23 protein-coding genes, 1 riboswitch and 1 other annotated feature are annotated in these 25,820 nt (G+C 53.9%); of the genes, 17 read left to right on the forward strand and 6 right to left on the reverse strand.

The features are described 5' to 3' along the window. Positions 1-88: 88 nt before the first annotated feature. Positions 89-562, forward strand: a complete 474-nt coding sequence (ytkD, locus tag KNP83_RS03995) for an RNA deprotection pyrophosphohydrolase (RefSeq protein ID WP_214760732.1) — start codon at positions 89-91, stop codon at positions 560-562. Beyond that, positions 543-1,298 (forward strand): alpha/beta hydrolase family protein, encoded by a 756-nt coding sequence (locus KNP83_RS04000; protein ID WP_214760735.1) that lies wholly within the window; start codon positions 543-545, stop codon positions 1,296-1,298. The genes ytkD and KNP83_RS04000 overlap by 20 nt, the downstream gene beginning before the upstream one ends. Before the next feature lie 35 nt (positions 1,299-1,333). Here KNP83_RS04000 and pckA read toward each other — a convergent pair whose 3' ends face one another. Further along, complete coding sequence (pckA, locus tag KNP83_RS04005) at positions 1,334-2,905, reverse strand: phosphoenolpyruvate carboxykinase (ATP) (protein ID WP_214760737.1); 1,572 nt, start codon at positions 2,903-2,905, stop codon at positions 1,334-1,336. Between the two features lie 315 nt (positions 2,906-3,220). Next, positions 3,221-3,340, forward strand: a riboswitch (SAM riboswitch). Positions 3,341-3,472: 132 nt separating this feature from the next. On the opposite strand from pckA, the gene metK reads away from it, so the two are divergent. Then, entirely contained in the window at positions 3,473-4,681 is a 1,209-nt protein-coding gene (gene metK, locus KNP83_RS04010; protein WP_214760738.1) for a methionine adenosyltransferase, read from the forward strand. Between the two features lie 39 nt (positions 4,682-4,720). Here the strand turns inward: metK and KNP83_RS04015 are convergent, their stop codons facing one another. After that, positions 4,721-5,218, reverse strand: coding sequence for a hypothetical protein (locus KNP83_RS04015; RefSeq protein WP_214760740.1), 498 nt, complete (start codon positions 5,216-5,218; stop codon positions 4,721-4,723). A gap of 164 nt (positions 5,219-5,382) precedes the next feature. Between KNP83_RS04015 and KNP83_RS04020 the strand changes: the two genes are divergently transcribed. Both KNP83_RS04020 and KNP83_RS04025 read left to right on the forward strand, forming a co-directional pair. Then, entirely contained in the window at positions 5,383-5,853 is a 471-nt protein-coding gene (locus tag KNP83_RS04020) for a GNAT family N-acetyltransferase (protein ID WP_214760742.1), read from the forward strand. Positions 5,854-5,942: 89 nt separating this feature from the next. Next, positions 5,943-6,659, forward strand: a complete 717-nt coding sequence (locus KNP83_RS04025) for an alpha/beta fold hydrolase (RefSeq protein ID WP_021065554.1) — start codon at positions 5,943-5,945, stop codon at positions 6,657-6,659. Between the two features lie 32 nt (positions 6,660-6,691). On the opposite strand, the gene mnmM is transcribed toward KNP83_RS04025, so the two are convergent. Both mnmM and mnmL read right to left on the reverse strand, forming a co-directional pair. After that, positions 6,692-7,264: a tRNA 5-(aminomethyl)-2-thiouridylate-methyltransferase MnmM gene (gene mnmM / locus KNP83_RS04030; RefSeq protein WP_214760744.1), complete on the reverse strand. Its 573-nt coding sequence runs from the start codon at positions 7,262-7,264 to the stop codon at positions 6,692-6,694. Continuing rightward, positions 7,218-8,201, reverse strand: coding sequence for a tRNA modification radical SAM protein MnmL/YtqA (gene mnmL, locus KNP83_RS04035; protein WP_214760746.1), 984 nt, complete (start codon positions 8,199-8,201; stop codon positions 7,218-7,220). The genes mnmM and mnmL overlap by 47 nt, the downstream gene beginning before the upstream one ends. Positions 8,202-8,371: 170 nt before the next feature. Between mnmL and KNP83_RS04040 the strand changes: the two genes are divergently transcribed. The 4 genes from KNP83_RS04040 (at position 8,372) to KNP83_RS04055 (ending at position 13,951) form a co-directional block, all read left to right on the forward strand. Next, positions 8,372-9,562, forward strand: a complete 1,191-nt coding sequence (locus tag KNP83_RS04040; protein WP_214760749.1) for an MDR family MFS transporter — start codon at positions 8,372-8,374, stop codon at positions 9,560-9,562. A 42-nt stretch (positions 9,563-9,604) separates the two neighbouring features. Continuing rightward, positions 9,605-9,822, forward strand: a binding site (T-box leader). A 38-nt stretch (positions 9,823-9,860) separates the two neighbouring features. Continuing rightward, positions 9,861-12,266, forward strand: a complete 2,406-nt coding sequence (gene leuS / locus KNP83_RS04045) for a leucine--tRNA ligase (protein ID WP_214760752.1) — start codon at positions 9,861-9,863, stop codon at positions 12,264-12,266. Positions 12,267-12,383: 117 nt separating this feature from the next. Next, positions 12,384-13,424, forward strand: a complete 1,041-nt coding sequence (locus tag KNP83_RS04050) for a hypothetical protein (RefSeq protein WP_214760754.1) — start codon at positions 12,384-12,386, stop codon at positions 13,422-13,424. A 14-nt stretch (positions 13,425-13,438) separates the two neighbouring features. After that, positions 13,439-13,951 carry a pyrophosphohydrolase domain-containing protein gene (locus KNP83_RS04055; protein ID WP_214760756.1) on the forward strand — a complete coding sequence of 171 codons (513 nt, stop codon included), beginning with the start codon at positions 13,439-13,441 and terminating at the stop codon, positions 13,949-13,951. Positions 13,952-14,362: 411 nt separating this feature from the next. On the opposite strand, the gene KNP83_RS04060 is transcribed toward KNP83_RS04055, so the two are convergent. Then, complete coding sequence (locus KNP83_RS04060; protein WP_214760758.1) at positions 14,363-15,637, reverse strand: BaiN/RdsA family NAD(P)/FAD-dependent oxidoreductase; 1,275 nt, start codon at positions 15,635-15,637, stop codon at positions 14,363-14,365. 128 nt (positions 15,638-15,765) lie between these two features. Here KNP83_RS04060 and KNP83_RS04065 point away from each other — a divergent pair, with 128 nt between their 5' ends. Beyond that, positions 15,766-17,463, forward strand: coding sequence for a putative polysaccharide biosynthesis protein (locus tag KNP83_RS04065; protein ID WP_214760760.1), 1,698 nt, complete (start codon positions 15,766-15,768; stop codon positions 17,461-17,463). Next, the gene (locus KNP83_RS04070) at positions 17,463-18,173 is read left to right on the forward strand and encodes a pseudouridine synthase (protein ID WP_214760762.1); all 711 of its coding nucleotides are present in this window, start codon (positions 17,463-17,465) and stop codon (positions 18,171-18,173) included. The genes KNP83_RS04065 and KNP83_RS04070 overlap by 1 nt, the downstream gene beginning before the upstream one ends. 83 nt (positions 18,174-18,256) lie before the next feature. On the opposite strand, the gene KNP83_RS04075 is transcribed toward KNP83_RS04070, so the two are convergent. Continuing rightward, a complete protein-coding gene (locus tag KNP83_RS04075) occupies positions 18,257-18,478 on the reverse strand; it encodes a DeoR family transcriptional regulator (protein ID WP_081637897.1) in 222 nt (73 codons plus the stop codon). Between the two features lie 306 nt (positions 18,479-18,784). Between KNP83_RS04075 and pepV the strand changes: the two genes are divergently transcribed. The 6 genes from pepV to KNP83_RS04105 are packed head-to-tail and all read left to right on the forward strand — an operon-like array spanning position 18,785 to position 25,803. Beyond that, positions 18,785-20,170, forward strand: a complete 1,386-nt coding sequence (pepV, locus tag KNP83_RS04080) for a dipeptidase PepV (RefSeq protein ID WP_214760764.1) — start codon at positions 18,785-18,787, stop codon at positions 20,168-20,170. Between the two features lie 59 nt (positions 20,171-20,229). Beyond that, on the forward strand, positions 20,230-21,381 hold the full coding sequence (locus tag KNP83_RS04085) for an MFS transporter (protein ID WP_214760766.1): 1,152 nt from the start codon (positions 20,230-20,232) through the stop codon (positions 21,379-21,381). Between the two features lie 5 nt (positions 21,382-21,386). Then, the gene (gene thpR, locus KNP83_RS04090) at positions 21,387-21,962 is read left to right on the forward strand and encodes an RNA 2',3'-cyclic phosphodiesterase (RefSeq protein ID WP_214760768.1); all 576 of its coding nucleotides are present in this window, start codon (positions 21,387-21,389) and stop codon (positions 21,960-21,962) included. Continuing rightward, the gene (locus KNP83_RS04095) at positions 21,932-22,771 is read left to right on the forward strand and encodes an NERD domain-containing protein (RefSeq protein WP_214760770.1); all 840 of its coding nucleotides are present in this window, start codon (positions 21,932-21,934) and stop codon (positions 22,769-22,771) included. The genes thpR and KNP83_RS04095 overlap by 31 nt, the downstream gene beginning before the upstream one ends. Positions 22,772-22,792: 21 nt before the next feature. Continuing rightward, positions 22,793-24,958 carry a type I pullulanase gene (gene pulA, locus KNP83_RS04100; RefSeq protein WP_214760772.1) on the forward strand — a complete coding sequence of 722 codons (2,166 nt, stop codon included), beginning with the start codon at positions 22,793-22,795 and terminating at the stop codon, positions 24,956-24,958. A gap of 50 nt (positions 24,959-25,008) precedes the next feature. Further along, positions 25,009-25,803 (forward strand): phosphotransferase, encoded by a 795-nt coding sequence (locus KNP83_RS04105; protein WP_483297896.1) that lies wholly within the window; start codon positions 25,009-25,011, stop codon positions 25,801-25,803. Positions 25,804-25,820: the final 17 nt, after the last annotated feature.

Consider the following 25,820-nt stretch of genomic DNA (forward strand, 5'->3'; position numbering starts at 1 on the left):
GTCCGCTCCGGCGGGCCTATTTTTTTGTTTGAAACTAGGGGAAGACAAGGTAAAGTGAGAGTAGACAGGGGAAAGAAAGGGATGGACTATGTTGACATTCACGGACTACTATCACAATAAAGTCGAATTGAGCTTTGCGCACTATCCATTTTCGGATACACCGCTCCACGTCTGGGTCGTCGCTCGCTTTGAAAATCAATGGGTGCTGACGAAGCATAAACAGCGTGGACTCGAGTTTCCGGGTGGGAAAGTCGAACCTGGCGAACACGAGGATGACGCAGCGATTCGGGAAGTGTATGAAGAGACGGGCGGTGTCGTGAAGACGCTCCATTATCTCGGCCAATATCGCGTGCTCGGGCGCGGCGACACGGTCATTAAAAATATTTATTTCGCCGAAATCGAACGATTTGACGATCACCCGGCGGTCGACGAGACCGATGGGGCCGTCCTCATGAAGGAATTGCCGACGAATCTGCTTCGGAACAATCGGTACAGTTTCATGATGAAGGACCGGGTCCTACCGGAGACGATGAAGGTGCTCCATGAAAAACGATTGGTTTGACAAAATCGAGGTCCTGCCGCCGTACGCCGGCTATCCGGTCCATCGCGGCTGGTATGCGACGCGTGACGGTGAGGACGTCGTCGCCTATACGATCACGCCGAAGCGGCCGAACGGGCACGTCTTGTTTTATCTACGCGGCGGAACGGGACGCATCGGGGATGTGCGCTTGCCCCGGTTGATGCAGTTCGCGGCCAAAGGCTTTCACGTCGTGGCACCCGTTTACCGGGGCAACCACGGCGGGAGCGGGAAAGAAGACTTCGGTGGCGCCGATTTGGAGGACGTCTTGTCGCTCTACGATCGCGTCCGTGGAACGGACACGCTCATTCACGCCCTCGGCTTCTCGCGTGGGGGGATGATGGCGCTATCGCTCGCCGCGGAACGACCGCTCACGTCGGTGACGTCGTGGGCCGGCGTGACCAACCTCGAGTGGACGTACGAAGAACAGCGCTCGATGCGGAAGATGTTGCGCCGTATGACAGGGGGTGACCCGGAGGCAGCCCGTGCCGCTTACGTCGAGCGCTCGCCGCTCTATAAGGAATGGGATGCCCCGACGTTATTGATTCATGGCACCGATGACGAACAAGTCCGCCTCCGCCATGCGACGGCGGTCGCGGAACGGATGGGGGAGCGGGCCGAACTATGGGTCGTCCCGTTCGCCCATCAACTCCCGTTCTGGGAAAAGTGGAAGACGACCGATGCGGCAATGGACTGGATGCTCGCCAACGCAAAAAAATGAGACGACTGCCGATTCGGCAATCGTCTCATTTTTTATTACACGATGATTGGTCCGGCCGCGACGACCGCCTCACTCGCTTTTGTGAATCGCTTGAAATTGTCCTGGAACTTCCGGGCGAGCGCCGTTGCCTCGGCATCGTAGCGCGCTCCGTCTTTCCATGTATCCCGTGGATTGAGCACATCGCCGGGCACGCCGTCAATCTGGCGTGGAATCTCGACGTTGAAGATGTCGTGGAGCGTCGTCTCGACGTCACGCAGTTTGCCGTTGACGGCCGCGTTCACCATCGCCCGAGTGTAGGCGAGCTTCATGCGTGAGCCTTCTCCGTACGCCCCGCCGGTCCAACCGGTGTTGACGAGGTAGACGTCGACATCATGCTTCTCAATCAACGTCCCGAGCATGTCCGCATAGCGCTCCGGTGCGAGCGGCAAGAACGGTGAGCCGAAGCACGTCGAGAACGTCGCCTGTGGTTCCGTGACGCCGCGTTCCGTGCCGGCGAGCTTGGACGTATACCCTGACAAGAAGTGATACATCGCTTGCTCCTTCGTCAATTTGCTGATTGGAGGCAATACCCCGTATGCATCGGCCGTCAAGAAGACGATCGTGTTCGGATGACCGGCCCTTGACGGGAGCAGCGCGTTATCGATGAACTGAATCGGATAGGCGGCCCGTGTGTTCTCAGTGAGCGAGATGTTCTTATAATCCGGGGCCCGATTCTCGTCCAAGACGACGTTCTCAATCAAGGAGCCGAAACGGATGGCGTCATAGATTTCCGGCTCGTTCTCGCGCGACAAGTTGATCGTCTTCGCGTAGCAACCGCCCTCGATATTGAAGACGCCGTCGGGTGACCAGCCGTGCTCGTCATCCCCGATTAAATGGCGCTCCGGGTCGGCCGATAGTGTCGTCTTCCCGGTACCCGATAACCCGAAGAAGAGGGCCGTCTCGCCGGCGTCCGATACGTTCGCCGAGCAATGCATCGATAACACGTGTTGTTCTGGCAACAGGAAGTTCATGACCGAGAAGATCGATTTTTTAATCTCGCCGCCGTATTCTGTTCCCCCGATCAGAATGGTCCGCTTGGCGAATGAGACGAGAATGAACGTTTCCGAGTTCGTCCCGTCGACGGCTGGATCGGCCTTATAGCTCGGTGCATAGATGACCGTGAACGGGTCGAAGGCACCTTTCGTCGGCCATTCGCGTAAGAACAGCTGTTTGGCGAACAAGTTGTGCCATGCGTATTCCGTGATGGCACGGACCGGGAGCGTATAGTGCTCGTCTGCCCCGGCAGACGCCTCGAGATAATAGAGCTTGTCTTTCGTTTCGAGGTGCGTCAACACTTTGTCGAGCAACGCGGTGAACTTGTCTTCCGCGATCGGTTGGTTGACCGGACCCCAGTCTACTAAATGATTGCTGACTTCATCTTGCACGACGAATTTGTCTTTCGGTGACCGTCCTGTGAATTTTCCGGTACTGACCGATAAAGCCCCGTCTTTCGTCAGTACGCCTTCACCGTTACGAATGGCTTCTTCCACCAGTTCTGGAACCGTCAAGTTCCGCATCATGTCGGCACCTTTAATTAATTCTTCGATTTTCAGGAGCGTTGTCGCCATCCTGAATCCCACCTTTCCCCTAAATAGATGTGGATGAAATCCGCATACTTCCGCGTTTAATCAGTATGACGTTTTTATTATATGTGACATACTAATCAAAAACAAGCATTTTCCACCCTTTAAAGTAAGCGCTTTCTTACATTGTCATTCTAACATATTCTGTACCAGGTCATAGTACAAAAACCAAAACCGACAAAAAAATGTTTGATATTTCACAAACATAACTATTTGACCGTTTGTGAAAAGTTTGACGAATTCGGGCGATACGCTTGACAGAACGGGGTGTCATTTATATGATGGTCTTCGTAACGGATACTCTTATTCTGAGCGGTGGAGGGAACAAGGCCCTACGAAGCCCAGCAACCGTCCGATTTGTCATTGTTATTCGGAAAAGGTGCTATCCTGAAGCGAAGCGGAAGCTTCGAACGATAAGAGGGTAAGGAAGAACGATTCAACCTTTCCCATTTGAACATGGCGAGAGGTTTTTTTCATTACCGTCCCAAAGCAACGCGTAAGGGGAACGAGTACCGTCCACACATCACCCTTTATTATAGGAGGTTTTTCGAAATGGCAAACTTGAACCGTCGTCTTTTCACTTCGGAGTCCGTCACGGAAGGACATCCGGATAAAATTTGTGACCAAATCTCAGATGCGATTTTGGATGCGATTTTAGCTGAAGATCCAAACGCCCGCGTTGCGGCTGAGACATCTGTCACAACAGGTCTCGTGCTCGTAGCAGGGGAAATCACAACATCAACTTACGTGGATATCCCGAAAGTTGTTCGTGAAACTGTTCGTGAGATTGGCTACACACGTGCGAAATATGGTTTCGATGCCGAGACTTGTGCCGTCCTCACATCGATTGATGAGCAATCGGTAGACATCGCGCAAGGTGTCGACCAAGCGCTCGAAGCTCGCGAAGGACAAATGACTGAAGAAGAAATCGATGCAATCGGTGCTGGTGACCAAGGTCTCATGTTCGGTTACGCGACAAAAGAGACGCCAGAACTCATGCCGCTCCCGATTTCACTTGCTCACAAATTGTCACGTCGCTTAGCAGAAGTTCGTAAGAACGGCACGCTCGCTTACCTTCGTCCAGATGGTAAGACACAAGTGACAGTCGAATACGACGAAGCGAACAACCCAGTCCGCATCGACACGATCGTCATCTCGACACAACACGCGGAAGACATCACGCTCGAGCAAATCCAAGCTGATTTGAAAGAGCACGTCATCGATGCAGTCATCCCGGCTGAACTCATCGACGCGGAAACAAAATACTTCATCAACCCGACTGGCCGCTTCGTAATCGGTGGACCACAAGGGGATGCAGGCCTTACAGGACGCAAAATCATCGTCGATACGTACGGTGGATACGCACGTCACGGCGGCGGCGCGTTCTCAGGTAAAGATCCTACCAAAGTTGACCGTTCAGCAGCGTATGCAGCTCGTTATGTAGCGAAAAACCTCGTTGCAGCAGGACTTGCCGATAAAGCAGAAGTTCAACTTGCTTACGCAATCGGTGTCGCTCACCCGGTATCAATCGCGGTCGATACGTTCGGCACAGGTAAATTGAGCGAGACTGAGCTCGTCGAACTCGTTCGTGAGAACTTCGACCTCCGTCCGGCCGGCATCATCAAGATGCTCGACCTTCGTCGTCCAATCTACAAGCAGACAGCAGCTTACGGCCACTTCGGTCGTACAGACGTGGAACTCCCATGGGAGCAAACGGACAAAGCGGCAGTGCTTGAAGAAGGCGCGAAACGCTTCGCATAAGCATAGAAAAACGACCTTTCACTCGAAAGGTCGTTTTTTTTACGCTTGCGGCTTGTTTTCAGTTGTCGTGTTCTCTTTCCCGAGCGCCGTATCTTTCGCTTCGACGACTTTCTCGCCGATCGATTGTAAATCCGATTTCGCTTCTTGCGCCGTTCCGACGACTTTGTTCACGTCTTGTTTGACGGTGTCGACTTCACCGGCGACTTTCTCGTAGACGTTTTGAACGTCGGTGGCGACGTCTTGAATGACCTCGGTCGCTGCTTTCACTTGACCGATGACTTGTGACGCCGTTCCGGCCGGGTCTTGTTTGACCGTATCGACGAGACCGCCGACCGATGACTTCGCGCTCGAGAACGATTGTTTCGTGTTCTCGCGATTTGATGTACTAAGTAAGGCGAGTAGGCCGCCGACGAGGGCGCCTAGGAGCATCCCGGTCACGACGGTGATTTTTGGGCCTCCTGTGTTCGTTTGTTCAAACTGACGGTTCGGATGATTGGCTTGCTCGACTTGTGGGTCGTGCTGTAACTTCGGTTCCATGGTAACACTCCTTTTTGTAAGTTGGCATTGATACTCATATACCCGACACAAAATGGAAAATAACGTGTTCCTTCATTTCGACATCAAAAAGTAATGAACGGGCAGGATATTTTTTTGCTGATGGGGAATGTAACTACTAGATTGGCCAAAAGGGGGATGCCGTTATGAAGATTCGAGAAGCCGTGCCAGAAGATGCCGCCACCATTCGCGACATTGCGCTCGCGACGGTCAGTGAACGAGACGAGGTTCGTACCAAAGTGATGGAACGCGCCTATCAGCAAGAAGAGATCGTCCGCGCCATCAGTTCGAGCGAGGAAGCGAAAGAGCAGTTGTTCATTGTCGGTGAGGCCGAAGGCGACGTCATCGGCTTCTATCACGCCATCGATCGCGGGGACACATGGGAAGTACTACGCCTCTATCTTCATCCGGATCATCACCGTCAAGGCCTCGGGACTGCACTGTTGTCGCATCTACGAGAACGGAAGGTCCAACCGATTGAGCTGTATGTCGAAAGCTCGAACGAGCAAGCCATCGCTTTTTTGAGTCATGAGTCGTTCGTCGAGTTGAGTCGAATCCAAGAGGAAGTGTACGACCAACCGATGGAGCTGATTCATTTACGGTACGAGCCGCGCTAAGACCCTAGACGGATTTTCAACCAAACATCAGTCTCGGCTGATGTTTTTTGTTAGTATAAAGATATGTGATAACAAAATGAGGTGACAGCATGGCATATGAAGAAGAATCACGAAAAGGGGTCATCGTGATCGTATATCCGCTCCAGTTCACGTCGCGATTGAGTGAGGCGTTTTTAGGACGATTGCGGGACGAGTATGAAGTCCTCGTCGTGACCGGCCAAACGGTCGGTTTGACGGCGGAAGACCATAAATTGTTAATCAAGAACACGTTGCGTGAGGCGAGTCAATACAAACTGCCGATTCACGTCATCGCGTTCAGTCTCGGCGCGCTGTTGACGAACCGCCTGCTCCAGGAATATGATGTGCCGCTCGGCAGTCTTACGTACATCTCACCGCTGTTCGATTGGCATCCGTCCCGCCAAATCGGCGGTCTGAAACAAGTCGTCGCCAGTGCGGTCGACCGTTTCCGTCCCGACCTCCCGCTCGGTATGATGACATTCATGGGCGGCGGGGAAGAGTCGTCTCGCTTCGGGGAGATCACGTACGGTCAATACCGGGAGATCGAAGAAGAGATTGTCGAGCATCAAGAAGAGAAGAAACATTTGCCGCGTTTACCGCTCGCTTGTTTCTATGCACCGGACGACCGGTTCGCCGATGTGAAATTGACACTCAACGTTTGCCGGAAAATCGGCGGCGATCAAGTGTATATCCGCCGGCTCGAGGGCTTCCCGCACTTCGGCTATGAACGATTGAATACGAAGTTCGCGGAAACGCTCATCACATTTTATGAATTGATTCGAGAATGAAGACAGGCGACTCGCATGAGTCGCCTGATTTTTTATGAACGTTTTTCAATCGCCACGATGAACGGGGGATGATTGATTTGATTGATGAAGCCGTAGCGGAGGACGCCGGCCCGCTTTTGATCGAGTGCCTCGACGTAGGCGAGCACTTCATCGCGCTCGACTTTGCCGCTCTCATGGCCATGATAGATGACGACGACGATGACGCCGCCGACGGCCATGACGTCGAGCAGTTGCTCGAGGGCATCGATGGTCGTATTCCCGGTCGTTGTGACCGACTTGTCGCTTCCTGGTAAATAGCCGAGATTGAACACGGCCGCTGTGATTAGGCGTGTCTCGTCTGCCACGATGTCCCGGACCGTGTCGTGGCTGTCGTGGATGACGGTGACACGGTCCGTCAATGCTGCCTCCTCGATGCGAGCGCGCGTCGCCTCGACGGCTGCGGCTTGAACGTCGAACGCATAGACGTGTCCCGTCGCTTCGACGAGTTCGGCTAAAAACAATGTGTCGTGCCCGTTGCCAGCCGTCATATCGATGGCGACGGCACCTGGCGTGACATGTTCATGAAGTAGGTATTTCGCGAACGGTAAAACTCTCATTAATCCCATGGCTCTCATCCTTCTTTTTTCCTTGAAAAGAATCACGACGCATTAATTCGGCGTCGATGGCGTTCAGGACGGCCATCTTGTGCCGGCTCCACGTCGGACCAATCAACAAATCGGGGGGACCGTCACCGGTCAACCGATGGATGACCATCTCGGGCGGTAATATTTCCAATTGATCACAGACGAGCGAGACGTAAATCGTCTCGTCCATGAGCTCGAGCAGTCCTTTTTCGTATTGTCTCGCGAGCGGGGTCTGCTTCAAGACGTGGAGCAAATGGATCTTGATTCCTTGTACGTCCATTTTAGCAACTTCTCGCGCCGTGTCGAGCATCATCTTCGTCGTCTCGCCCGGAAGGCCGTTGATGATATGGACGACGACCGCGATGTTTCGACGTCGGAGTTTCGCCAGTCCCTCGAGAAACGTCTTGTAATCATGGCCCCGGTTTATTTTCTTCGCCGTCGCATCGTGAATCGTCTGCAGGCCGAGTTCGACGGTGAGTGACGTCCGTTCATTCAACTCGGCGAGATAGTCGACGACGTCGTCCGGGAGACAGTCCGGTCGGGTCGCAATCGATAAACCGACGACGCCTTCTTCCTCGAGGGCGGGCTCGAACAATTCCCGCAGTCGGGCGACGGGGGCATACGTGTTGCTGAACGCTTGAAAGTAAGCGATGTAGCGGGCTTCCTTCCACTTCCGGTGCAACCGTGCCTTCACCTCGGCGAATTGGACCGGGATCGGATCACAGGCGTTGCCGGCAAAATCGCCGCTGCCGTCATCCGAACAGAACGTACAGCCACCTTTCGAGACGAGCCCGTCCCGATTCGGACACGTGAAGCCGCCGTCGAGCGGGACTTTGAACACTTTCCCTCCGAATTCGCGGCGATACGCCTCATTCAATTTGTGATATCTGGCGTCGCCAAACGGATTTTGCATAAACATCCTCTCCTTCTTTGCTCATGCTATCACAAAGTCAAGGCGCCGTTATTTCATAATAAGTAATTTTTCTTGACAGTTATGAGGCGTTCCGTTAGCTTGGAGTAGGACTTATTCTTGATTCGGCCGGCGTGCCGAATTTTTATCGTTTAACAGGAGTGAAAGGAGTAACTGGTATGAACAACAAAATGCCGATTTCGGTATGGATTTTGGTCATTGCGATGGCGCTCAATACGACGGCGGCGTCTTTTTTATGGCCATTTAATACCCTGTATATAAATGGATATTTAGGCGAATCGATGACGCTCGCTGGCGTTGCGCTCCTCGTCAACTCGGCGCTCGCCATCGCGGGGAACTACATCGGGGGCACGCTGTTCGACCGGATTGGCGGGAAGCGGACGCTCATCCTCTCGGTCGGGTTGTTGCTCGTGAGCTCGCTCGGGTTCCTGTTGTTCCATGCCACGTTCCTCGGCTACTTAGGGTGGCTCGGATTAATCGGCTTCTCCGGTGGTCTCGTCTTCCCGACAGTATACGCCTTTGCCGGCTTGATTTGGCCGGAAGGGGGACGTCGCTCATTCAACGCGATTTACGTCGCCCAAAACGTCGGGGTCGCCCTCGGGACAGCGATGAGCGGACAGATTGCGCGCATCGATATCGAGTTGATTTTTTATGCGAACTTCTTCTTATCGGTCTTGTTCGTCGTCGTGCTCTTGTTCGGACTTCGTTACTTGAAAGACCCGGTCCGTCCGGTCGTTCAATCGCAGCTCGAAGCAGCGGCGACGACGCTCTCTGCCGCAACGATGAAATCGATGTGGTTCGTCGCCATCGGCTATGCCGCCCTCTGGTTCGTCTACGTGCAGTGGCAAGGTACGATTGCCGTCCATTCAAAAGACCTTGGCGTCACAATCAGCCAGTATTCGCTCCTTTGGACGGTGAACGGCGCGTTGATCGTGTTCGCCCAGCCGCTTCTCAACCGGGCGCTTCGTTACTTTGAAGATGATTTGAAGAAGCAACTCATCGTCGGTGCCATCATCTTTCTCGCCGCTTTCGCGGTGGTCCCGTTCGCGGGCGGCTTTACGATGTTCATGGTCGCGATGGTCGTCATGACGATCGGGGAGATGTTCATTTGGCCGGCCGTCCCGACGATTGCGGCGAAACTCGCACCGCCCGGGAAAGCGGGTCAGTTCCAAGGTCTCGTCAATATTGCGGCCTCGGTCGGTCGGATGATCGGTCCGACCTTATCGGGTCTCGTCTATGACATATTCGGGATCGGTGCTGTCTTTACGATGCTCTTCTTGCTTACGGCGATCGCACTCGCGTTCTTTATTTTCATGAAGGACATCCGGATGCCAGAAAAATCAAGTTGACGCTCTAAAACGGATTGGGCTAAAATGAACGAGTGAGATAAAACACATGTGTTGAAGAGGAATAGTATCGTGACGTCTATATGTATAGAGAGCCGGTGGTTGGTGGAAACCGGTATATGGACCGCGAGAACTCGCCTTGGAGCAGTTCGCCTGAACTAGAGTAGGGTGAACCGAAGTTACGCCTCGTTACCGGCGTCTCAAGTGGCAGAAATGCAACATGGGTGGTACCGCGGAGAGCTTTCAAGCCTTTCGTCCCATTACCGGGGCGGAAGGCTTTTTATTATGCAGAGGAGGATGAATGTTGGACTATTTTAAACATCAAGACATCGAGCCGAAATGGCAAAAACGCTGGGACGAGAAAGACGCATTCCGGACGACAGAGGACCCGGACAAGGAGTGTTTCTACGTCCTTGACATGTTCCCTTATCCGTCAGGAGCCGGACTTCACGTCGGTCACCCGGAAGGTTACACGGCGACGGACATCATCGCCCGCATGAAACGGATGCAAGGCTACAACGTCCTTCACCCAATGGGATGGGACGCGTTCGGTCTTCCGGCCGAGCAATATGCCCTCGATACAGGGAACGACCCGCGTGAGTTCACGGAGCGCAACATCGGCACGTTCCGCCGTCAGTTAAAAGAACTCGGTTTTTCATACGATTGGGATCGTGAAATCAGCACGACCGATCCGAAATACTACAAGTGGACGCAATGGATCTTCACACAGCTCCATGACCGCGGACTCGCTTACGTCGACGAAGTCGCCGTCAACTGGTGCCCGGCCCTCGGGACGGTACTCGCCAACGAAGAAGTCATCGACGGATTGTCAGAGCGCGGAAGCCATCCGGTGTACCGTGTGCCAATGAAACAATGGGTGCTTCGCATCACAGAATACGCGGAGCGCTTGCTCGATGATTTAGAAGGACTTGACTGGCCGGAGAGCGTCAAAGAGATGCAACGCAACTGGATCGGCAAGTCGGTCGGCGCCGAAGTCGATTTCAAAGTCGACGGTCACGATAAAGTCGTGACGGTGTTCACGACACGTCCAGACACACTTTACGGCGCGACATACGTCACGCTCGCACCGGAGCACCCGTTCGTGAAAGCAATCGCGACACCGGAACAAGTTGTCGCCATCGAAGCGTATGTCGAAGAAGTCTCGAAAAAGACCGACCTCGAGCGGACCAATCTCGCCAAAGAGAAGACGGGTGTCTTCACAGGCGCTTACGCCATCAACCCGGTCAATGGGGAGAAGCTTCCGATTTGGATTGCCGACTACGTGTTGTCGACATACGGCACGGGCGCGGTCATGGCCGTACCAGGACATGATGAGCGCGACTATGAGTTCGCGAAGACGTTCGACCTTCCAATCCGTGAAGTCGTCACAGGCGGCAACTTGGATGAGGCGGCGTACGTGGAAGATGGTGTCCACGTCAACTCGGGATCACTTGACGGCCTCAACAAAGCTGACGCGATCGCCAAAATCATCGAAGAACTCGAACTTGCCGGCACCGGCCGCGCCAAGACGACATATCGTCTCCGCGACTGGTTGTTCAGCCGTCAACGCTATTGGGGTGAGCCGATTCCAATCGTTCACATGGAAGACGGGACGCTCAAGACGGTACCGGTCGAAGACCTCCCGCTCGAACTCCCGATTATCGACGAAATCAAGCCATCAGGCACGGGCGAATCACCGCTTGCGAACGCGGACGATTGGTTGACGTACACGGACCCGGTCACAGGTGAGAAGGGTCGTCGCGAGACGAACACGATGCCGCAATGGGCCGGCAGCTGCTGGTACTACATTCGCTTCATCGATCCGCACAATGAAGACATGATCGCGGACCCGGAGAAGTTGAAGCGCTGGCTTCCGGTCGACTTGTATATCGGCGGGACGGAGCACGCGGTCCTTCACTTGCTCTACGCTCGCTTCTGGCACAAAGTGCTCTACGATATCGGCATCGTTCCGACGAATGAGCCATTCCAAAAGCTTTATAACCAAGGGATGATTCTCGGTGAGAACAACGAGAAGATGTCGAAGTCAAAAGGGAACGTCGTCAACCCGGACGATATCATCAAATCGCACGGGGCCGACACGCTTCGTCTTTACGAGATGTTCATGGGACCGCTCGACGCAGCCATCGCTTGGTCGACGAACGGTCTTGACGGGGCACGTCGCTTCCTCGACCGCGTCTGGCGCTTGTTCGACCAGACGGAACTCACAGACGCCGCTCCGACGGCCGACTTCGAGCGGACGTACCATCAGACGGTGAAGAAAGTGACAGAAGACTACGAGGCGCTCCGTTTCAACACGGCGATTTCGCAACTCATGGTCTTCATCAACGAAGCATACAAACAAGACACGCTTCCGAAGCAAGAGATGGTCAACTTCATCAAGATGCTCGCTCCGGTCGCACCACACTTGGCCGAAGAATTGTGGGAGCGTCTCGGCATGACGGAAGACTTGACGTACGCGGCATGGCCGACGTTCGATGAGTCGAAGCTCGTCAGCGACACGATTGAAGTCGTCATCCAAGTGAACGGAAAGCTTCGTGCGAAGATGCACGTGGCCCGCGACGCTTCGAAAGAAGTGCTCGAGGCCGATGCGCTCGCGAACGAACGCGTTCAAGAGTTCACGGAAGGAAAGACGGTCCGCAAAGTGATCGTCGTTCCAGGAAAACTCGTCAATATCGTCGTTGGATAAGCAAAGGAATGTGTGACATTGTCACACGTTCCTTTCTTTTTCGTCATGTCGTTTTCTTTTCGGGGCGGGTTTGTTACACTAAAGGGCGATACTGCATATAAAGGGGACGAAATGTCCATGAAACGTTCTTACGTACTATATACGACGCTATTTGCCGTCGTCGTCGGCGTGATTTTATGCTATGTGTTCGTCTTTTCAGATGAGGACATTCAAAGCCAAATCGCCTCGACGTTTGAGAAAATCGATATTCAAACGAGCCATCAATCGACATCGGTCCCACCCGTCGAGGCATCGCCGGACGAGGAGGACATCGATACGACCGATGCCCTCGAACAGATTCAACAGCTCGATGAAGTGTACTATAGTGACACGATTGGCTCGTATCTCGTCTTGACGAAAAATAAAGAGTTCTTCGAAGTGAGCGGGAACGCCAATCGTGTGAACGCGTCGCTCATTTTGGCGAACGAGGGACAGCCGTATCGCTTCGGCGAATTCATCGGCATGCGCATGATTTCCGAGGACAAGATTTATGCCGTCACGGCGAACGGGGTTCTCGTCACAATCGAGCGGGTAGAAGGCCGATGGACGGAACAACGACGCAAATTGATTAAAGGGATCGCCTCGACAGACCGATTGTTCGGCCTCGGTTACGACGAGGAGACGAAACGTCTGATTATCATGAGCCGTTTGGCGGATACGCCGGACGTGGAAATGTTGTACGTCCAAGAGCGGACGCTCGAGGAAGAGACGGCCAACGATCTTGAGGCGGCAACGGATGCAGGGACCGAGACGGATTCAGACACCGATTTGACATCGCCTACAGATGAAGCGGATGCGGAAGCTGTGCCGGAACCGACAACGGAATGGGCCATCGAGTCGAGAAAACCGCTCACGACCGAAGGGATGAGCGCTTCGATTCAACAGAAGTTCGAGAACTTCCGGGGCGTCGGACTCGTCGAACGCCAAGGGCGCATTTACGTCCTCGATTCGGAAGAGCTCGTCCTGTATACGATCAACCCGGACGAAGGGACGATGAACGGGCAGATGGTGACACCTCGTGTCTACGGATCGACCGGTATGTTCCTGCAGGACAATGAAATATTCGCCATCGTGCGACCAGATGTGTTCGACCTCGACGATTTCGTCTCGGTCGACTGATAGGAGAGAATGAGATGAGCAAACGTTATTTTTATGAAGAAGTCCGTCAATTCCACGAGACGTTCGGTCACCCGGAAGCGAGTGCACCGCAACCGCTCGAATTAGACCGTGCCGTCAAACGTTCGGTCTGGACGGCAGAAGAAGCCGTCGTCGAATTCTTACATCAATCAGCCCGGAATGAGGCTGAGTTTCTCGAGGCTGTCGCCACGTTTCAACAAGGATTTGAACAGGCGGTTCAAAAATCGCTTCAGGACGCACCACCGACGGACGACGTCGCGCGGCTCGTCGGGCAAGGCGACGCGCTCACGGATGCGCTTTACTTCGTGATGGGCAGTTTCGTCGAGCTCGGGCTCGACCCGGTGCCGTTGTTTGAAATCGTGCAACGGGCCAACATGGCGAAACTCGGACCGGACGGGAAGCCGATTCTCCGGGCGTCAGACAATAAAGTCATGAAGCCGGAAGGCTGGTTGCCACCTGAGCCAGAGCTCGAGGCGGAAGTACGACGTCAACTCGAAGCAAAACGGTGATACCAAAAAGAGAGCACCTCGAGAGGTGCTCTCAGGCTGTTGACGAACCAAATTGCGCATCGCGATTTGGTTCGTCTTTTTTTGTGTTCAATGAGCTCGAGGCGCTCTGCCCGGCATAGAATTGAAGAAATGCTATGTAGGCGGTCTTATTCGGCTAACAGGTTGGTGCACTGGACCTCTTTCACCGGTTCGAAGACATGTCCGGGACTTTTTCTTCGGCCATCGAGGTCTTAGAAAAAGACAAACGGCCGCCCGACGGCGACCGTTTGCGTTGCTCGCCCGACGGCGCCCCGACTCCTGCAGGAAAGCAATCCAACGGAGACCCAGCAGCGACATCAGTCGCGATGCGGCTCCAGGATTGCCTGCGGAAAGCGTGGGCGCCGGAAGGACGAGCGATTCTATTGATGTTAGTTATACGGTCGTGCGTACCGCGAACTCGGCCGCGTGTGAACCGGCGCAATGTCCGGTCGTGAAGGCGGCCGTGATGTTATACCCACCTGTGTACCCGTGGATGTCGAGCACCTCACCGGCAAAGAACAGGCCGTCCGCTTTCTTCGACATCATCGTCTGCGGTGCGATTTCCTTGACGGAGACCCCGCCACCCGTGACGAACGCCTTATCGAAATCGAGCGTCCCGGTGGCGTGCAACTCGAACGTCTTCAATCGGGTCGCGAAATCGATGACCGACTGCTTCTTCAATTGGCTGGCATCCTCTTCCCCGAAGCCGAGCTCAGCGAAGAGAAGGTCGAGCATCCGTTCCGGGATGAACCCTTTCCAGACGTTCTTGACGGCCCGCTTCGGTTGATCTTGCACTTGGTTCCATAGTTCTTGATACAGCTCGTCCCGGGCCATGTCCGGGAACAAGTCGAGCGAGAGGGCGACGACGCGCTCTTTGCTGCGTTTGCGCTCTTTGATCGTATATTGGCTACACCGGAGGGCGATCGGACCCGAGATGCCGAAATGCGTGAAAATCATGTCGCCGCGGTGCGTCTTAATCGGCTTGCCTTTCTTACCGTGGACCGTGAGGGCGACGTCACGGAGCGACAGCCCTTGTAGCTGTTTCGTGCCGATGAACGCATCGTTCAACAAAATCGGGACTTCGGTCGGGAACAGCTCGGTAATCGTATGCCCGGCTTTCTCGGCCCATGGATAGCCGTCCCCGGTCGAGCCGGTGTGAGGGACGGATTGTCCGCCGACGGCGATGACACAGGCACTTGCCTCGATGCGTTCGCCATCCTCGAGTTCGACCGCTTCAAACTCATTTGCTTCATTAAAATGGAGCGTCTTCACTTTCGCGTTTTTGCGAATCTCGACGCCGAGCGCGTCGATGGCTCCGAGGAGCGTGTTGACGACGTCTTGTGCTTTGTCCGTCACCGGGAACATCCGGCCGTTGTCTTCCTCTTTTAACGGGATGCCGAACCCGGTGAACAAGTCGATAATCGACTGGTTGTCGAACTGGGCGAGGGCGCTATACAAGAAGCGTCCGTTCCCCGGGATGAATTGAATCAACTCGTCGACGGGCTTGCGGTTCGTCACGTTACAGCGTCCTCCGCCAGAAATGGCGAGCTTGCGTCCGAGCTTCGAACCTTTATCAATCAGGAGCGTGTTCGCTCCGGCTTTGGCGGCAGCGTAGGTCGCCATCAGACCGCTTGGGCCTCCTCCGATGACGATTACATCTTTCATCATGGTATCCCTCGTTTCTCTTTCAAATCAAATTCGTAACTTTATTATCTGCAACAGTAAGAGTATAATGAGAAACGGTCGTTTTGTAAAATTAGGTACATTAGTTGTGAAAGAATAGATGGAGGTATCTCATGTCATCAAGCGTCAAACAAGATTCAGGACGAGAGTCCTTCGTCAAAGGCACGCTGCTGCTGTCAGCCGGAAATTTGATTTCACGTGCGCTCGGACTGCTCTATACGTTCCCGTTCCAAGCGATGGTCGGGATTGCCGGTGTCACGCTCTATCAGGCGGCGTACACGTATTACGCGCTCATGATCGCCATTTCGACGGCGGGGATTCCCGTGGCCGTATCGAAATTCATCGCCAAGTATAACGCGCTCGGCGAATATGGCACGAGTCAGCGCTTGTTCCGCCAAGGGATGAAGCTGATGCTCGTGACCGGCGTCGTCGCTTTTTTATTACTGTTCTTCTCAGCCCCGTGGTTATCGGAACTCATGGTCCGCAACTCGGAGAACAATCAACAATACATCGATTCGTTGACGCTCGTCACGCGTAGCGTCAGTTTCGCCCTCCTGCTCATCCCGGCGATGAGTATGGTGCGCGGATATTTCCAAGGACATCAAGACATGGCCCCGACGGCCATCTCACAAGTCATCGAACAGATCGTCCGCATCATGTTCTTGCTCAGCGGGACGATGCTCGTCTTGTTCGTCTTCTCGGACTCGGCACTCGTGCGTCCGCTCGCCGATTCACTCGGCGGGACCGCGGCAGTGGCGACGACGGAGTTGAACGGTTTGAAAGTCCTCGCCGTCACGATTGCGACGTTCAGCGCCTTTATCGGTGCGATCGGGAGTATCGTCGTGCTCGCCATGTACTGGCGAAAACGGAAAGACATCCATCGCCAAACCGATAATCCGGCCGGCACACCGGTCCGTTCGATGAAATCACTCTTGCTCGAGTTGCTCAGCTACTCGATTCCAATCGTTATGGTCGGTCTGTCGACGCCGCTCTATCAGTTCGTCGATCAGTTGACGATGGTCAACACGTTGCTCAACTCAGGGAAGTCGGTCGCCGAAGCAACGTCCGCGTTCGGATTCTTGACCGGGAACGCCCACAAGATCGTGTTGATTCCGGTCTCGATCGCGGCGAGTGTGTCGATGGCGACCATCCCGCTCGTGACGAAATCGTTCACGCACGGCGATTTGAACAAGGTCCGTAATCAAGTGAACCACATTTTCCAAGTCTCGTTCTTTGTCACAATCCCGGCCGTCATCGGATTGGTCGCGCTCGCAGAGCCGTTGTTCGGGACGTTGTTCCCCGGTGACCGGGAAGGGTGGGTCTACTTGCTCCACTATGCACCGAGTGCGTTCTTCCTCGCCTATTACTCGGTGGCGGCGGCCATCCTGCAAGGGATCAACCGTCAATACTTCACCATCTTTGCGACGGCGATGGGTCTCATCACGAAAGCGGTGCTCAACGTACCGTTCGTATATGCACTTGGCGGCATCGGCGCTGGATATGCCACGATCGTGGGTTATATCGTCGCCATCATCCTCATGGTATGGAAAATTCAGCGGGCGCTTCATTTCCCGTATAAACAACTATTGCGTCGGACGATGCTCATGTTCGCCATGGGTGGGGCGATGTTTATCGCCGTATATGGCTCGCTGTTCGTCACGCTCATGAATGAACCAAGTTGGGGCAATGATATCGTTGCCACGATCGTCGGTTTCGGAATCGGTCTCGTCGTATACGGCTATCTCGGTTGGAGAAGTCACTTGGCCGGCAAACTATTAGGGAAACGATTCCAGTATCGGAGGAAAGCTTAATGCGAATTGATAAATTATTGGCGAACATGGGATATGGTTCGCGCAAAGACGTCAAGATTTTACTGAAACAAGGAGTCGTCCGCGTCGATGACCAACCTGTCAAAGATGCGAAACGTCAAGTCAACCTTGAAACGGAACGGGTGACCGTGCAAGGTGAGGTCGTCGAATACAAACCGTTCGTCTATTTGATGATGAACAAGCCGGCAGGTGTCATCAGCGCGACCGAGGACAAGGTCGAATCGACGGTCGTCGATTTAATCGACCCGTCTTACGCCCATTACGAGCTGTTCCCGGTCGGACGTCTCGATAAGGACACGACCGGTCTGTTGCTCCTTACGAACGATGGCGCGTTCAATCATACACTCATGTCACCTCGCAAACACGTCGACAAAGTATATGTCGCTGAGGTCGATGGGGAGATGACGGCAGACGATGTGCGTCGCTTCGCTGAAGGTGTCGAGCTTGAAGACGGCTATACGACAAAACCGGCCCGGCTTGAGCTCATTAGCAAATCCGGACGTCGCTCGACGGTCCGCCTGACGCTCTCGGAAGGGAAGTATCATCAAGTGAAACGGATGGTCGCCGCGGTCGGGAAACACGTCGAGCGGCTCGATCGGGTCCAAATCGGTGCGCTCGAGCTCGACCCGACGCTCGAACCCGGGGCATACCGGGAGTTGAGCGAAGAGGAAGTCAACTTGTTCTTCACATGAAATCAAGGCACGTGTCAGCCGACACGTGCCTTTTTGGGCGCAAAAAAAGGGACCCGCTGCCGGAATCCCTCGTAACTTGTTATTTAATTTGCCGTCTTGAGCGAACGTTTTGATGACGTCCACGTTCCGCGACTCGGACTTTCAACCAGATTGTTGTATTCAAGCACGTTCAAATCACGCTGTACGGTGCGTGATGTGATTCCGAACTCCTCTACAAGTTCAGAAGTGGTGACGCATTCCCTTTCATTAATGAACAAATAAATGGACTTGATGCGGGTTAGCATACGATCTGTTGAACCTTTCATTGGATAACCTCCCAATGCGTAGAATGATGAAAGACAAAACCTACGGACGACAAATGAAATATGAAATTGTTATTTTCTAAAATTACATCTTTAGTATACCGCTCCTACATAGAATTGCAAGGGAAAAGCACGAACAATTGAAATGTAAAGAAACGATTATGAACGTAAATATCGAATGAAGGGTATGTAAAGGTCCGTACAAACGGTTAAAAGACGAACGAAAAAATATTTTCGAAATGAATGTTCGTCTTTCTAACATTTGGATATACTAATAAGGGAGAGAACATTCGCAAAGGGGAGATCCACATGAATTGGAGACAAGAAGTCGACGCACGAAAAGACGCGTTTTTAGAAGATTTAACCGGGTTGTTACAAATCCCGAGCGTCCTTGATGAGACGAAGACCGGCCCGAACGAACCGTTTGGACCCGAAGTCCGACGCGCCCTCGATTATATGTTCGCACTCGGAGAGCGAGACGGGTTCGCCACGAAAGACGTCGCCGGGTATGCCGGACATTTGGAGTACGGTTCAGGAGAAGAAATCGTTGGCATCCTCTGTCACTTAGACGTCGTGCCGGCTGGAGAAGGATGGACGTATGGGGCGTACAATCCGACAATCGCGGACGGAAAACTGTTCGCCCGCGGCAGCAATGACGATAAGGGTCCGACGATGGCCGCTTATTACGGACTTCGCATCGTCAAAGAACTCGGGTTGCCGCTATCGAAACGCGTCCGCCTCATCGCCGGTTGTGACGAGGAGAGCGAATGGCGTTGTGTCCGCGAATACTTCAAACAAGAGGCGATGCCGACATACGGCTTCGCGCCAGACGCTGATTTCCCGATCATCAACGCCGAGAAGGGGCTATACGACGGCGTCTTGAAACAGCTCCCGATTCAACGGGTGCCAGGCTCGAAGCATCACTTGGTTTCGTTCGTAAGCGGAGAACGGCCGAACATGGTCCCTGACTTTGCGACAGCAGTACTCGAGACGGAAGACGTACTCGAAGAAAAATTTGAAGCGTATCTCGAAAAATATGAAGCAGACGGTACGTGCACGTGGGATGCGGGCACGTATACGTTTACAATGAAAGGTGTGGCCGCCCATGCGATGGAACCGGATAACGGGGTCAACGCGGCGTACGTCCTCGCCGGCTTCTTGTTGACGCTTCCGCTCGACGTTCAAGGAGAGCGCTACATTGAGTTCATCCGTCACGTCTTCGCCGATTCGCGCGGGATTTCGCTCGGCATCGAAGCGAGTGACGAGACGGGCGATTTGACGATTAACGGTGGCGTGTTCCGCTATGAAGGCGAGGAGCGGACGGCAACGGTGAACATCCGTTATCCGTATACTGCGAAGTTCGAGGAGCGGTTGCAAAACTTGAGAGAGATTGCGTTGTCGTTCGGATTCGAGCTGTCGACGCGTCATCATATGCCGCCGCACCACGTGGCCGAAGACCATCCGCTCGTGAAAACGTTGGCGGGCGTCTATGAGCGCCAGACCGGTGAGTCGGCACATTTGATGGCGATCGGCGGGGGCACGTATGCGCGTTCGCTCGAGGCCGGTGTCGCGTTCGGGGCGCTGTTCCCAGGAGCGAAAGACGTCGCCCACCAAGTCGATGAATACATGGAAATTGAAGATTTACTTCGCGCTGCCGCCATCTATGCGGAAGCGATTTATGAGCTCGCTAAATAATAACCCGTGAGAGCTGACTAATTCGGTCGGCTCTCTGTCTGTTAGGAAGGAAGTTTACAGTGAACCAAAAAAAACTATCGTTTCAATCGATTTACGTCGCCATCTTCTTTGCCCAAGGAGCACTCATTCCGTACATGGCACTTTTCTTCTCGCAGGCACGTTTTGACTTGTCTCCGGGTCAGGTCGGGACGATCGTCGCTATCATGCCGATTCTCTCGATTGGTGTGCAGCCGTTGTGGGGCATGCTCGCCGACCGGACGGGACGGGTGCGGGCTTGGCTGATTATCGCGATGCTCGGAGCGGCCGCCTTATCGCTCACGTTCTTGTTCGCGACGTCTTACGTTTGGATTATTGTGTTGATGATCGCCTGGTCGATTTTCCAATGTGCGCACATCCCGCTCGTGGATATGATGACGCTCGAGTATACGTCACGCACCAAAATCGACTATGGGGCCATTCGCCTGTTCGGATCGGCCGGGTTTGCAATTGCGGTGTTCGTCATGGGACGCATCTCGGACACGACGTGGGGCCTCGCAAGTACGTTTTTGCTTAGCGCGGTCATGCTGACGATCGGGACGCTGTTCGTACGGAGCGTATCGGAACAGGAGCCGAAGCAAGTGGCTACGACGGCGCCGTTCCAATGGTCGGCCGTCTGGAATGGTCCGTTCATCGCCTTTTTGATCGGGGGCATGCTCGTCTTCGGTCCGATTTACGCGAATAACTATTACTTCGGGATTTATGTGACAAGCATCGGCGGTTCGACGACGCTCGTCGGGACGTTGTTCCTCGTCGCCGTATTATGCGAGATCCCGTTCATGAAAGTGGCTTATCAAATCGTCGAACGTCTCGGGACGGTCAACGTGCTTGCGGGTGCGGCATTGATTTCAGCGCTTCGCAACGGTTGGTTGGCGCTCGAGCCCCCGATTTGGGTCGTTTGGATTCTTGCCATCGTCCAAGGGCTCGTCGTCGGATTGTTGATCCCGGTCGCGCTCCAGTTTGTCCGCAGCCTCGTCAGCCGCAACGTCGTCTCGACGGCGATCGGGGTCTATATGGCCGTCACGTCTGGGTTGGCGACGGCGGGCTTCAACTTGCTGAGTGGATTTATCATTGAATATAACAGCATCATCGGTGTATTTTGGATGTACACGGTGGTCAGCATTATAGGAGCGGTCCTGTTCTTTGGACTAAGACGTTATCGAGTGAAAGGATGATGGTCATGTCGACACATTACTTTTTGGCGCTACCGATCGAGGACGAGACGTTCGAACACATACAGCGGGACATCTTGCCGTTTTATTCGTATCGCCGGACGTATCGTCCGGAGGAATTTCATTTGACACTTCAGTTTCTCGGCGCGTTGGACGATGATGAAATTGAGGCCGTGAAAGAACTCACACGGGAAGTGACAATGTCGACGGGCCCGTTCACACTTACGTTCCAACGAATCGATCACTTCGGGAGACCGGATCGTCCGCGTGTCTTGACGATCGTCCCGGAACCGTCCGTGGACTTGACGACGCTCACCGGGACGCTTCGGCGCAAGTTATCCGAAGAGATTCCGGCGCTCGACCGTAAACCGTTCGTCCCGCACGTCACACTCGCGAAGAAGTGGGACACGGGTACACGCATCCCGTACATCGCCCCGACGTTCACCATCGAGGAACCGGTTGAAACGGTCGTACTTTATCGAATCAATCCGAGTCACACCCCTGCCTATGAGGCAGTCGAAGTATTTCCGTTACAGCGGTCAGAGGAGGACACATGGCGATCCCGATTAAAATTTTTGACGTAACATCCAAATATGAACGAAACATGCTCGACCAGTTCAATCGCTACCAAGAGTATGTCGAGACCGACGTCGCCCGCATGCGTCGTCTTCACGATGCCAATCGGTTGAATCCGCCCGAGATCATGGAGTTTGAGAATCCGTGGTGGAAGTTTTGGCGTCGTACGGAACGCATCGAACTTGAACCGACCCCGCTCTCGGAGTCGCAGTTCCAGACGCTGCTCACGAACCGCCGTCACATTCAAAAATTACAGTACGCCTGTGACGGGGCGACCGAGGCGGACGTTCCGCTATTGCCGTTTTTGCGAGAATACGGCTATCGCAAGATGGTATCAGAATGGAACGACCAACACTTCTTTATGTATCGTCCGGTCGTCGAATGGAACGGGGCGACGGTCGAATTGAGCCATCTCATCATCGGGCCGTCGCATATTTATCTAGTCGAATGGCTCGATGGTGACCGGAGCATCTATCACATATCGAAGCAGAAGACATGGATTCATCAACCGCTCAAAGGGGAAAATAAACGTGTAGTCAACCCGCTCATCGCGTTGACGCGTACCGAAGAAATCGTGCGACAGTTTCTTCCGTCCTATGACGGGGTCATTCAAAAAGTGACGGTGGCCCCACAAGGCTATTTCGATCATGTGCCTGAAACACGGTCGACCCAGTTCATCTCACGCTCAGATTATGAGCCGTGGATGAAGCAAGTGAACACGCGGGCGCCGATCGTCAAAGCCCAACAAATTCGAGATGTGGCGAAACTACTAGATGCGACAGCCCAGATGCCGTTTCGACAATTTTTGGACCAGTAGGTAGGAGAGGATGGAACGCGTATGCATCACACACCAGATCAGCAAACGACGTCTCACGTGACGATTGAACGGGCTTCCTTGCTCTCGTTCGAGACGATTCGACTTGAAGTCATTGCCGAATATGAATCCGTCCCGGTACAAATCGAACAGAATGGTCGACCGGTCGATTATGTGGTGCTCAACGAATGGACGACAGAGACGGGAACGGTTGAACGGGATATCCAATTGACGCGACCGGTCACGCTCGAAGCGGTCTATACCGTGTTTCACCCTGGACATAAGACGATTGTCGTCGTGCCTCGCGAAATTGTGCATACGGACGAGTTTGAACGCCGTTATGCTTATGACGGACCGCTCGGCCTTTCATTTTCTGAGCAATCAATCGAGGCACACGTGTGGTCGCCCGTCGCGTTTTCGATTTGGTTCGTCATCCATGATCCCGATACGCATCGCGAGATTGAACGATTTCGCATGTCACGGAGCGGGCGAGGCGTCTGGCATGCCGATGTGCCTAGACTATACGAAGGTTGTTTTTATCGCTTGTACGTCAAGACACCTGTCGAAACGAACGAGGTCGTCGATCCCTACGCCAAAGCCGTCAGCCTGAATGGCGAATTTGGCGTATTGATCGATGTCGAGACGGCCGTCGCGGAGCGCGTCGAACCGGCAGAACGACCGCCGCTCCGCAAAGCGACAGATGCCGTCATCTATGAACTGCATATCCGTGACTTCACGAGCCATCCTGCCTCGACGAGCAGATGGCAAGGACTATACGCCAGCATCGTCGAGACCGGCTTGAAAACACGAGCGGGAAACAGTGCGGGTTTCGATTATTTGAAAGAGCTCGGAATCACGCATTTGCAGTTATTACCGGTCCATGATTTTGGTAGCGTCGACGAAGCGACCCGAATGCCTTATAACTGGGGCTACGATCCGATTCATTGGTTCGGGTTGGAGGGCAGTTACGCCTCGAAACCGGAAGATCCGCTATCGCGCATCTTAGAATATGCCGAAATGGTTGATGTCTTGCATCGTCATGATATGCGCGTCGTCGTCGATGTCGTCATGAACCACATTTTCATCCGTGAGCAATCATCGCTCGAAGCACTCGTCCCGTACTATTATTTCCGTTACGAGCATGACGGCACGGTCGCGAACGGGACCGGCGTCGGAAACGACACGGCCTCGGAACGGTATATGATGCGACGGATGATCGTCGATTGTGTGACGTACTTCGCCGAGACGTATCACGTCGACGGCTTCCGATTTGACTTGATGGGCATTCATGACGTCGAGACGATGAACCAGATTCGTGCCGCACTCGATAGAATCGATCGCTCGATATTGATCTACGGGGAAGGGTGGGACTTGGCGACGCCGCTCAGCCCGTCCTTGAAAGCCTCGTCGCATAATGCGGCCTTCATGCCTCGAATCGGTCATTTCAATGACATGATGCGGGACGCCTTGAAAGGGTCGACGTTCAACGACCGAGAGCGCGGATTCGTCTCCGGGAACGAATGGCGGGAGTGGGAGCTTCGTGAATGTCTCACCGGAGCGGTGCAAATCCCGAACGTTACCGTCGGACGCTTCCCGAGCCCGCAGTACACGATCAACTACGTCGAAGCGCATGACAACTATACGACGTACGATAAATTGCTCTTGTCGTGTGAGGATATGGATGAGGCGATGCGATTGCGGATGCAACGGTTCGCCACGGCCATCGTCATCACGTCGCAAGGCGTCCCGTTCCTCCACGCCGGCCAAGAGTTCGGACGGACGAAACAAGGGGTCGAGAACAGCTACAATGCGCCGGACCGCATCAATCATTTCGATTGGGACTTGCGTGACGAGCGACAAGGCGAAGTGGAGTTCGTGAAGACGCTCCTTAAATTGCGACGCCGTCACACCTGTTTCCGCTACGACAGCCGGCAGAAAGTCATCGAGCAGTTCAAGTTCCTGCCGTCGCCCCCGGGCGTGATTGCCTACGAGCTGACGGCGAGCCATTCGTATGATGCCTGGCAGCGCGTCCGCGTTTATTTGAACGGGACGTTCCAAGATGTCACGTTCCAAGCGGAAGGGGACTGGAACGTTTACGTCCAAGGGGAAACGGCGAGCCTCGTCCCGATTGAACGAAATCCGAGCCAGATTCAAGTCGAGTCGTTGTCAATGACGATTATCGCGTGTTAATATGGTGATTGTATCTTTGTAATTCTTAATGAGATTTGAGCGTGATGAATATGTATTCAGATATAATCGGTGCGCTCGGAGAAGAGTGGACGGTGGCTTCCGCAGGCGGGATTACAGGCGAAGCGTACGTAGCGACGACGCGCCAACAAAAAATCTTTGTCAAACGAAACTCGTCCCCGTTTTTAGCCATTCTTTCCGCCGAAGGCATCGTCCCCAAATTGCTATGGACGAAACGGATGTTTAACGGTGACGTCCTCAGTGCCCAACAGTTCATCGAAGGTCGCGAGCTATCGCCAGCCGATATGAAACGGGCTGATGTGGCGGCACAGCTAGGGAAGATTCATCATTCGAAAGAGCTATTATTCATGTTGCAGCAGTTGAATCATACACCGGTCACATCCTCGCTGTTGCTCCGGCAATGTGCCGCATACGAGCAAGACGAGGCGGACGTGACGATTGATGAGGCGATTCGTTGGTTGACGGTTCATCAGCCGATCGATGACGAACGTGAGCTTGTCGTCTGTCATTCAGACTTGAACCATAACAATTGGATTGAGGGTGAGACCGGTCTGTTATATTTGACCGACTGGGATGACGCCATTATCGCGGACCGTGCCTTTGATTTGGCCATGGTCGTTTACAGCTACGTCGATGAGGTGGACTGGGAGGAATGGTTCAGCCATTATGGTATCCGTTTCACGTCCGAGTTACACTACCGGATGCACTGGTATGCGATTGCCCAGACGGTTCTCACTTTGTATGGTGAACAGAACGGCGTCGCTCGCGCTGAAGGGTTGACGGTACTCCGGGAACTGCTCGATGAGGCAGAGGAACGGACGCAATAACAAAAGGGATGGATCAC

Source organism: Exiguobacterium sp. s146 (genome assembly GCF_018618415.1).
In the GTDB taxonomy this organism is placed as follows: domain Bacteria; phylum Bacillota; class Bacilli; order Exiguobacteriales; family Exiguobacteriaceae; genus Exiguobacterium.

Excerpts from the sequence above, each read along its gene's own strand:
- ytkD (WP_214760732.1), top strand. The coding sequence starts at position 89 with ATGTTGACATTCACGGACTACTATCACAATAAAGTCGAATTGAGCTTT.
- KNP83_RS04000 (WP_214760735.1), top strand. The coding sequence starts at position 543 with ATGAAAAACGATTGGTTTGACAAAATCGAGGTCCTGCCGCCGTACGCC.
- pckA (WP_214760737.1), bottom strand. The coding sequence starts at position 2,905 with ATGGCGACAACGCTCCTGAAAATCGAAGAATTAATTAAAGGTGCCGAC.
- metK (WP_214760738.1), top strand. The coding sequence starts at position 3,473 with ATGGCAAACTTGAACCGTCGTCTTTTCACTTCGGAGTCCGTCACGGAA.
- KNP83_RS04015 (WP_214760740.1), bottom strand. The coding sequence starts at position 5,218 with ATGGAACCGAAGTTACAGCACGACCCACAAGTCGAGCAAGCCAATCAT.
- KNP83_RS04020 (WP_214760742.1), top strand. The coding sequence starts at position 5,383 with ATGAAGATTCGAGAAGCCGTGCCAGAAGATGCCGCCACCATTCGCGAC.
- KNP83_RS04025 (WP_021065554.1), top strand. The coding sequence starts at position 5,943 with ATGGCATATGAAGAAGAATCACGAAAAGGGGTCATCGTGATCGTATAT.
- mnmM (WP_214760744.1), bottom strand. The coding sequence starts at position 7,264 with ATGGGATTAATGAGAGTTTTACCGTTCGCGAAATACCTACTTCATGAA.
- mnmL (WP_214760746.1), bottom strand. The coding sequence starts at position 8,201 with ATGTTTATGCAAAATCCGTTTGGCGACGCCAGATATCACAAATTGAAT.
- KNP83_RS04040 (WP_214760749.1), top strand. The coding sequence starts at position 8,372 with ATGAACAACAAAATGCCGATTTCGGTATGGATTTTGGTCATTGCGATG.
- leuS (WP_214760752.1), top strand. The coding sequence starts at position 9,861 with ATGTTGGACTATTTTAAACATCAAGACATCGAGCCGAAATGGCAAAAA.
- KNP83_RS04050 (WP_214760754.1), top strand. The coding sequence starts at position 12,384 with ATGAAACGTTCTTACGTACTATATACGACGCTATTTGCCGTCGTCGTC.
- KNP83_RS04055 (WP_214760756.1), top strand. The coding sequence starts at position 13,439 with ATGAGCAAACGTTATTTTTATGAAGAAGTCCGTCAATTCCACGAGACG.
- KNP83_RS04060 (WP_214760758.1), bottom strand. The coding sequence starts at position 15,637 with ATGATGAAAGATGTAATCGTCATCGGAGGAGGCCCAAGCGGTCTGATG.
- KNP83_RS04065 (WP_214760760.1), top strand. The coding sequence starts at position 15,766 with ATGTCATCAAGCGTCAAACAAGATTCAGGACGAGAGTCCTTCGTCAAA.
- KNP83_RS04070 (WP_214760762.1), top strand. The coding sequence starts at position 17,463 with ATGCGAATTGATAAATTATTGGCGAACATGGGATATGGTTCGCGCAAA.
- KNP83_RS04075 (WP_081637897.1), bottom strand. The coding sequence starts at position 18,478 with ATGAAAGGTTCAACAGATCGTATGCTAACCCGCATCAAGTCCATTTAT.
- pepV (WP_214760764.1), top strand. The coding sequence starts at position 18,785 with ATGAATTGGAGACAAGAAGTCGACGCACGAAAAGACGCGTTTTTAGAA.
- thpR (WP_214760768.1), top strand. The coding sequence starts at position 21,387 with ATGTCGACACATTACTTTTTGGCGCTACCGATCGAGGACGAGACGTTC.
- KNP83_RS04095 (WP_214760770.1), top strand. The coding sequence starts at position 21,932 with ATGGCGATCCCGATTAAAATTTTTGACGTAACATCCAAATATGAACGA.
- pulA (WP_214760772.1), top strand. The coding sequence starts at position 22,793 with ATGCATCACACACCAGATCAGCAAACGACGTCTCACGTGACGATTGAA.
- KNP83_RS04105 (WP_483297896.1), top strand. The coding sequence starts at position 25,009 with ATGTATTCAGATATAATCGGTGCGCTCGGAGAAGAGTGGACGGTGGCT.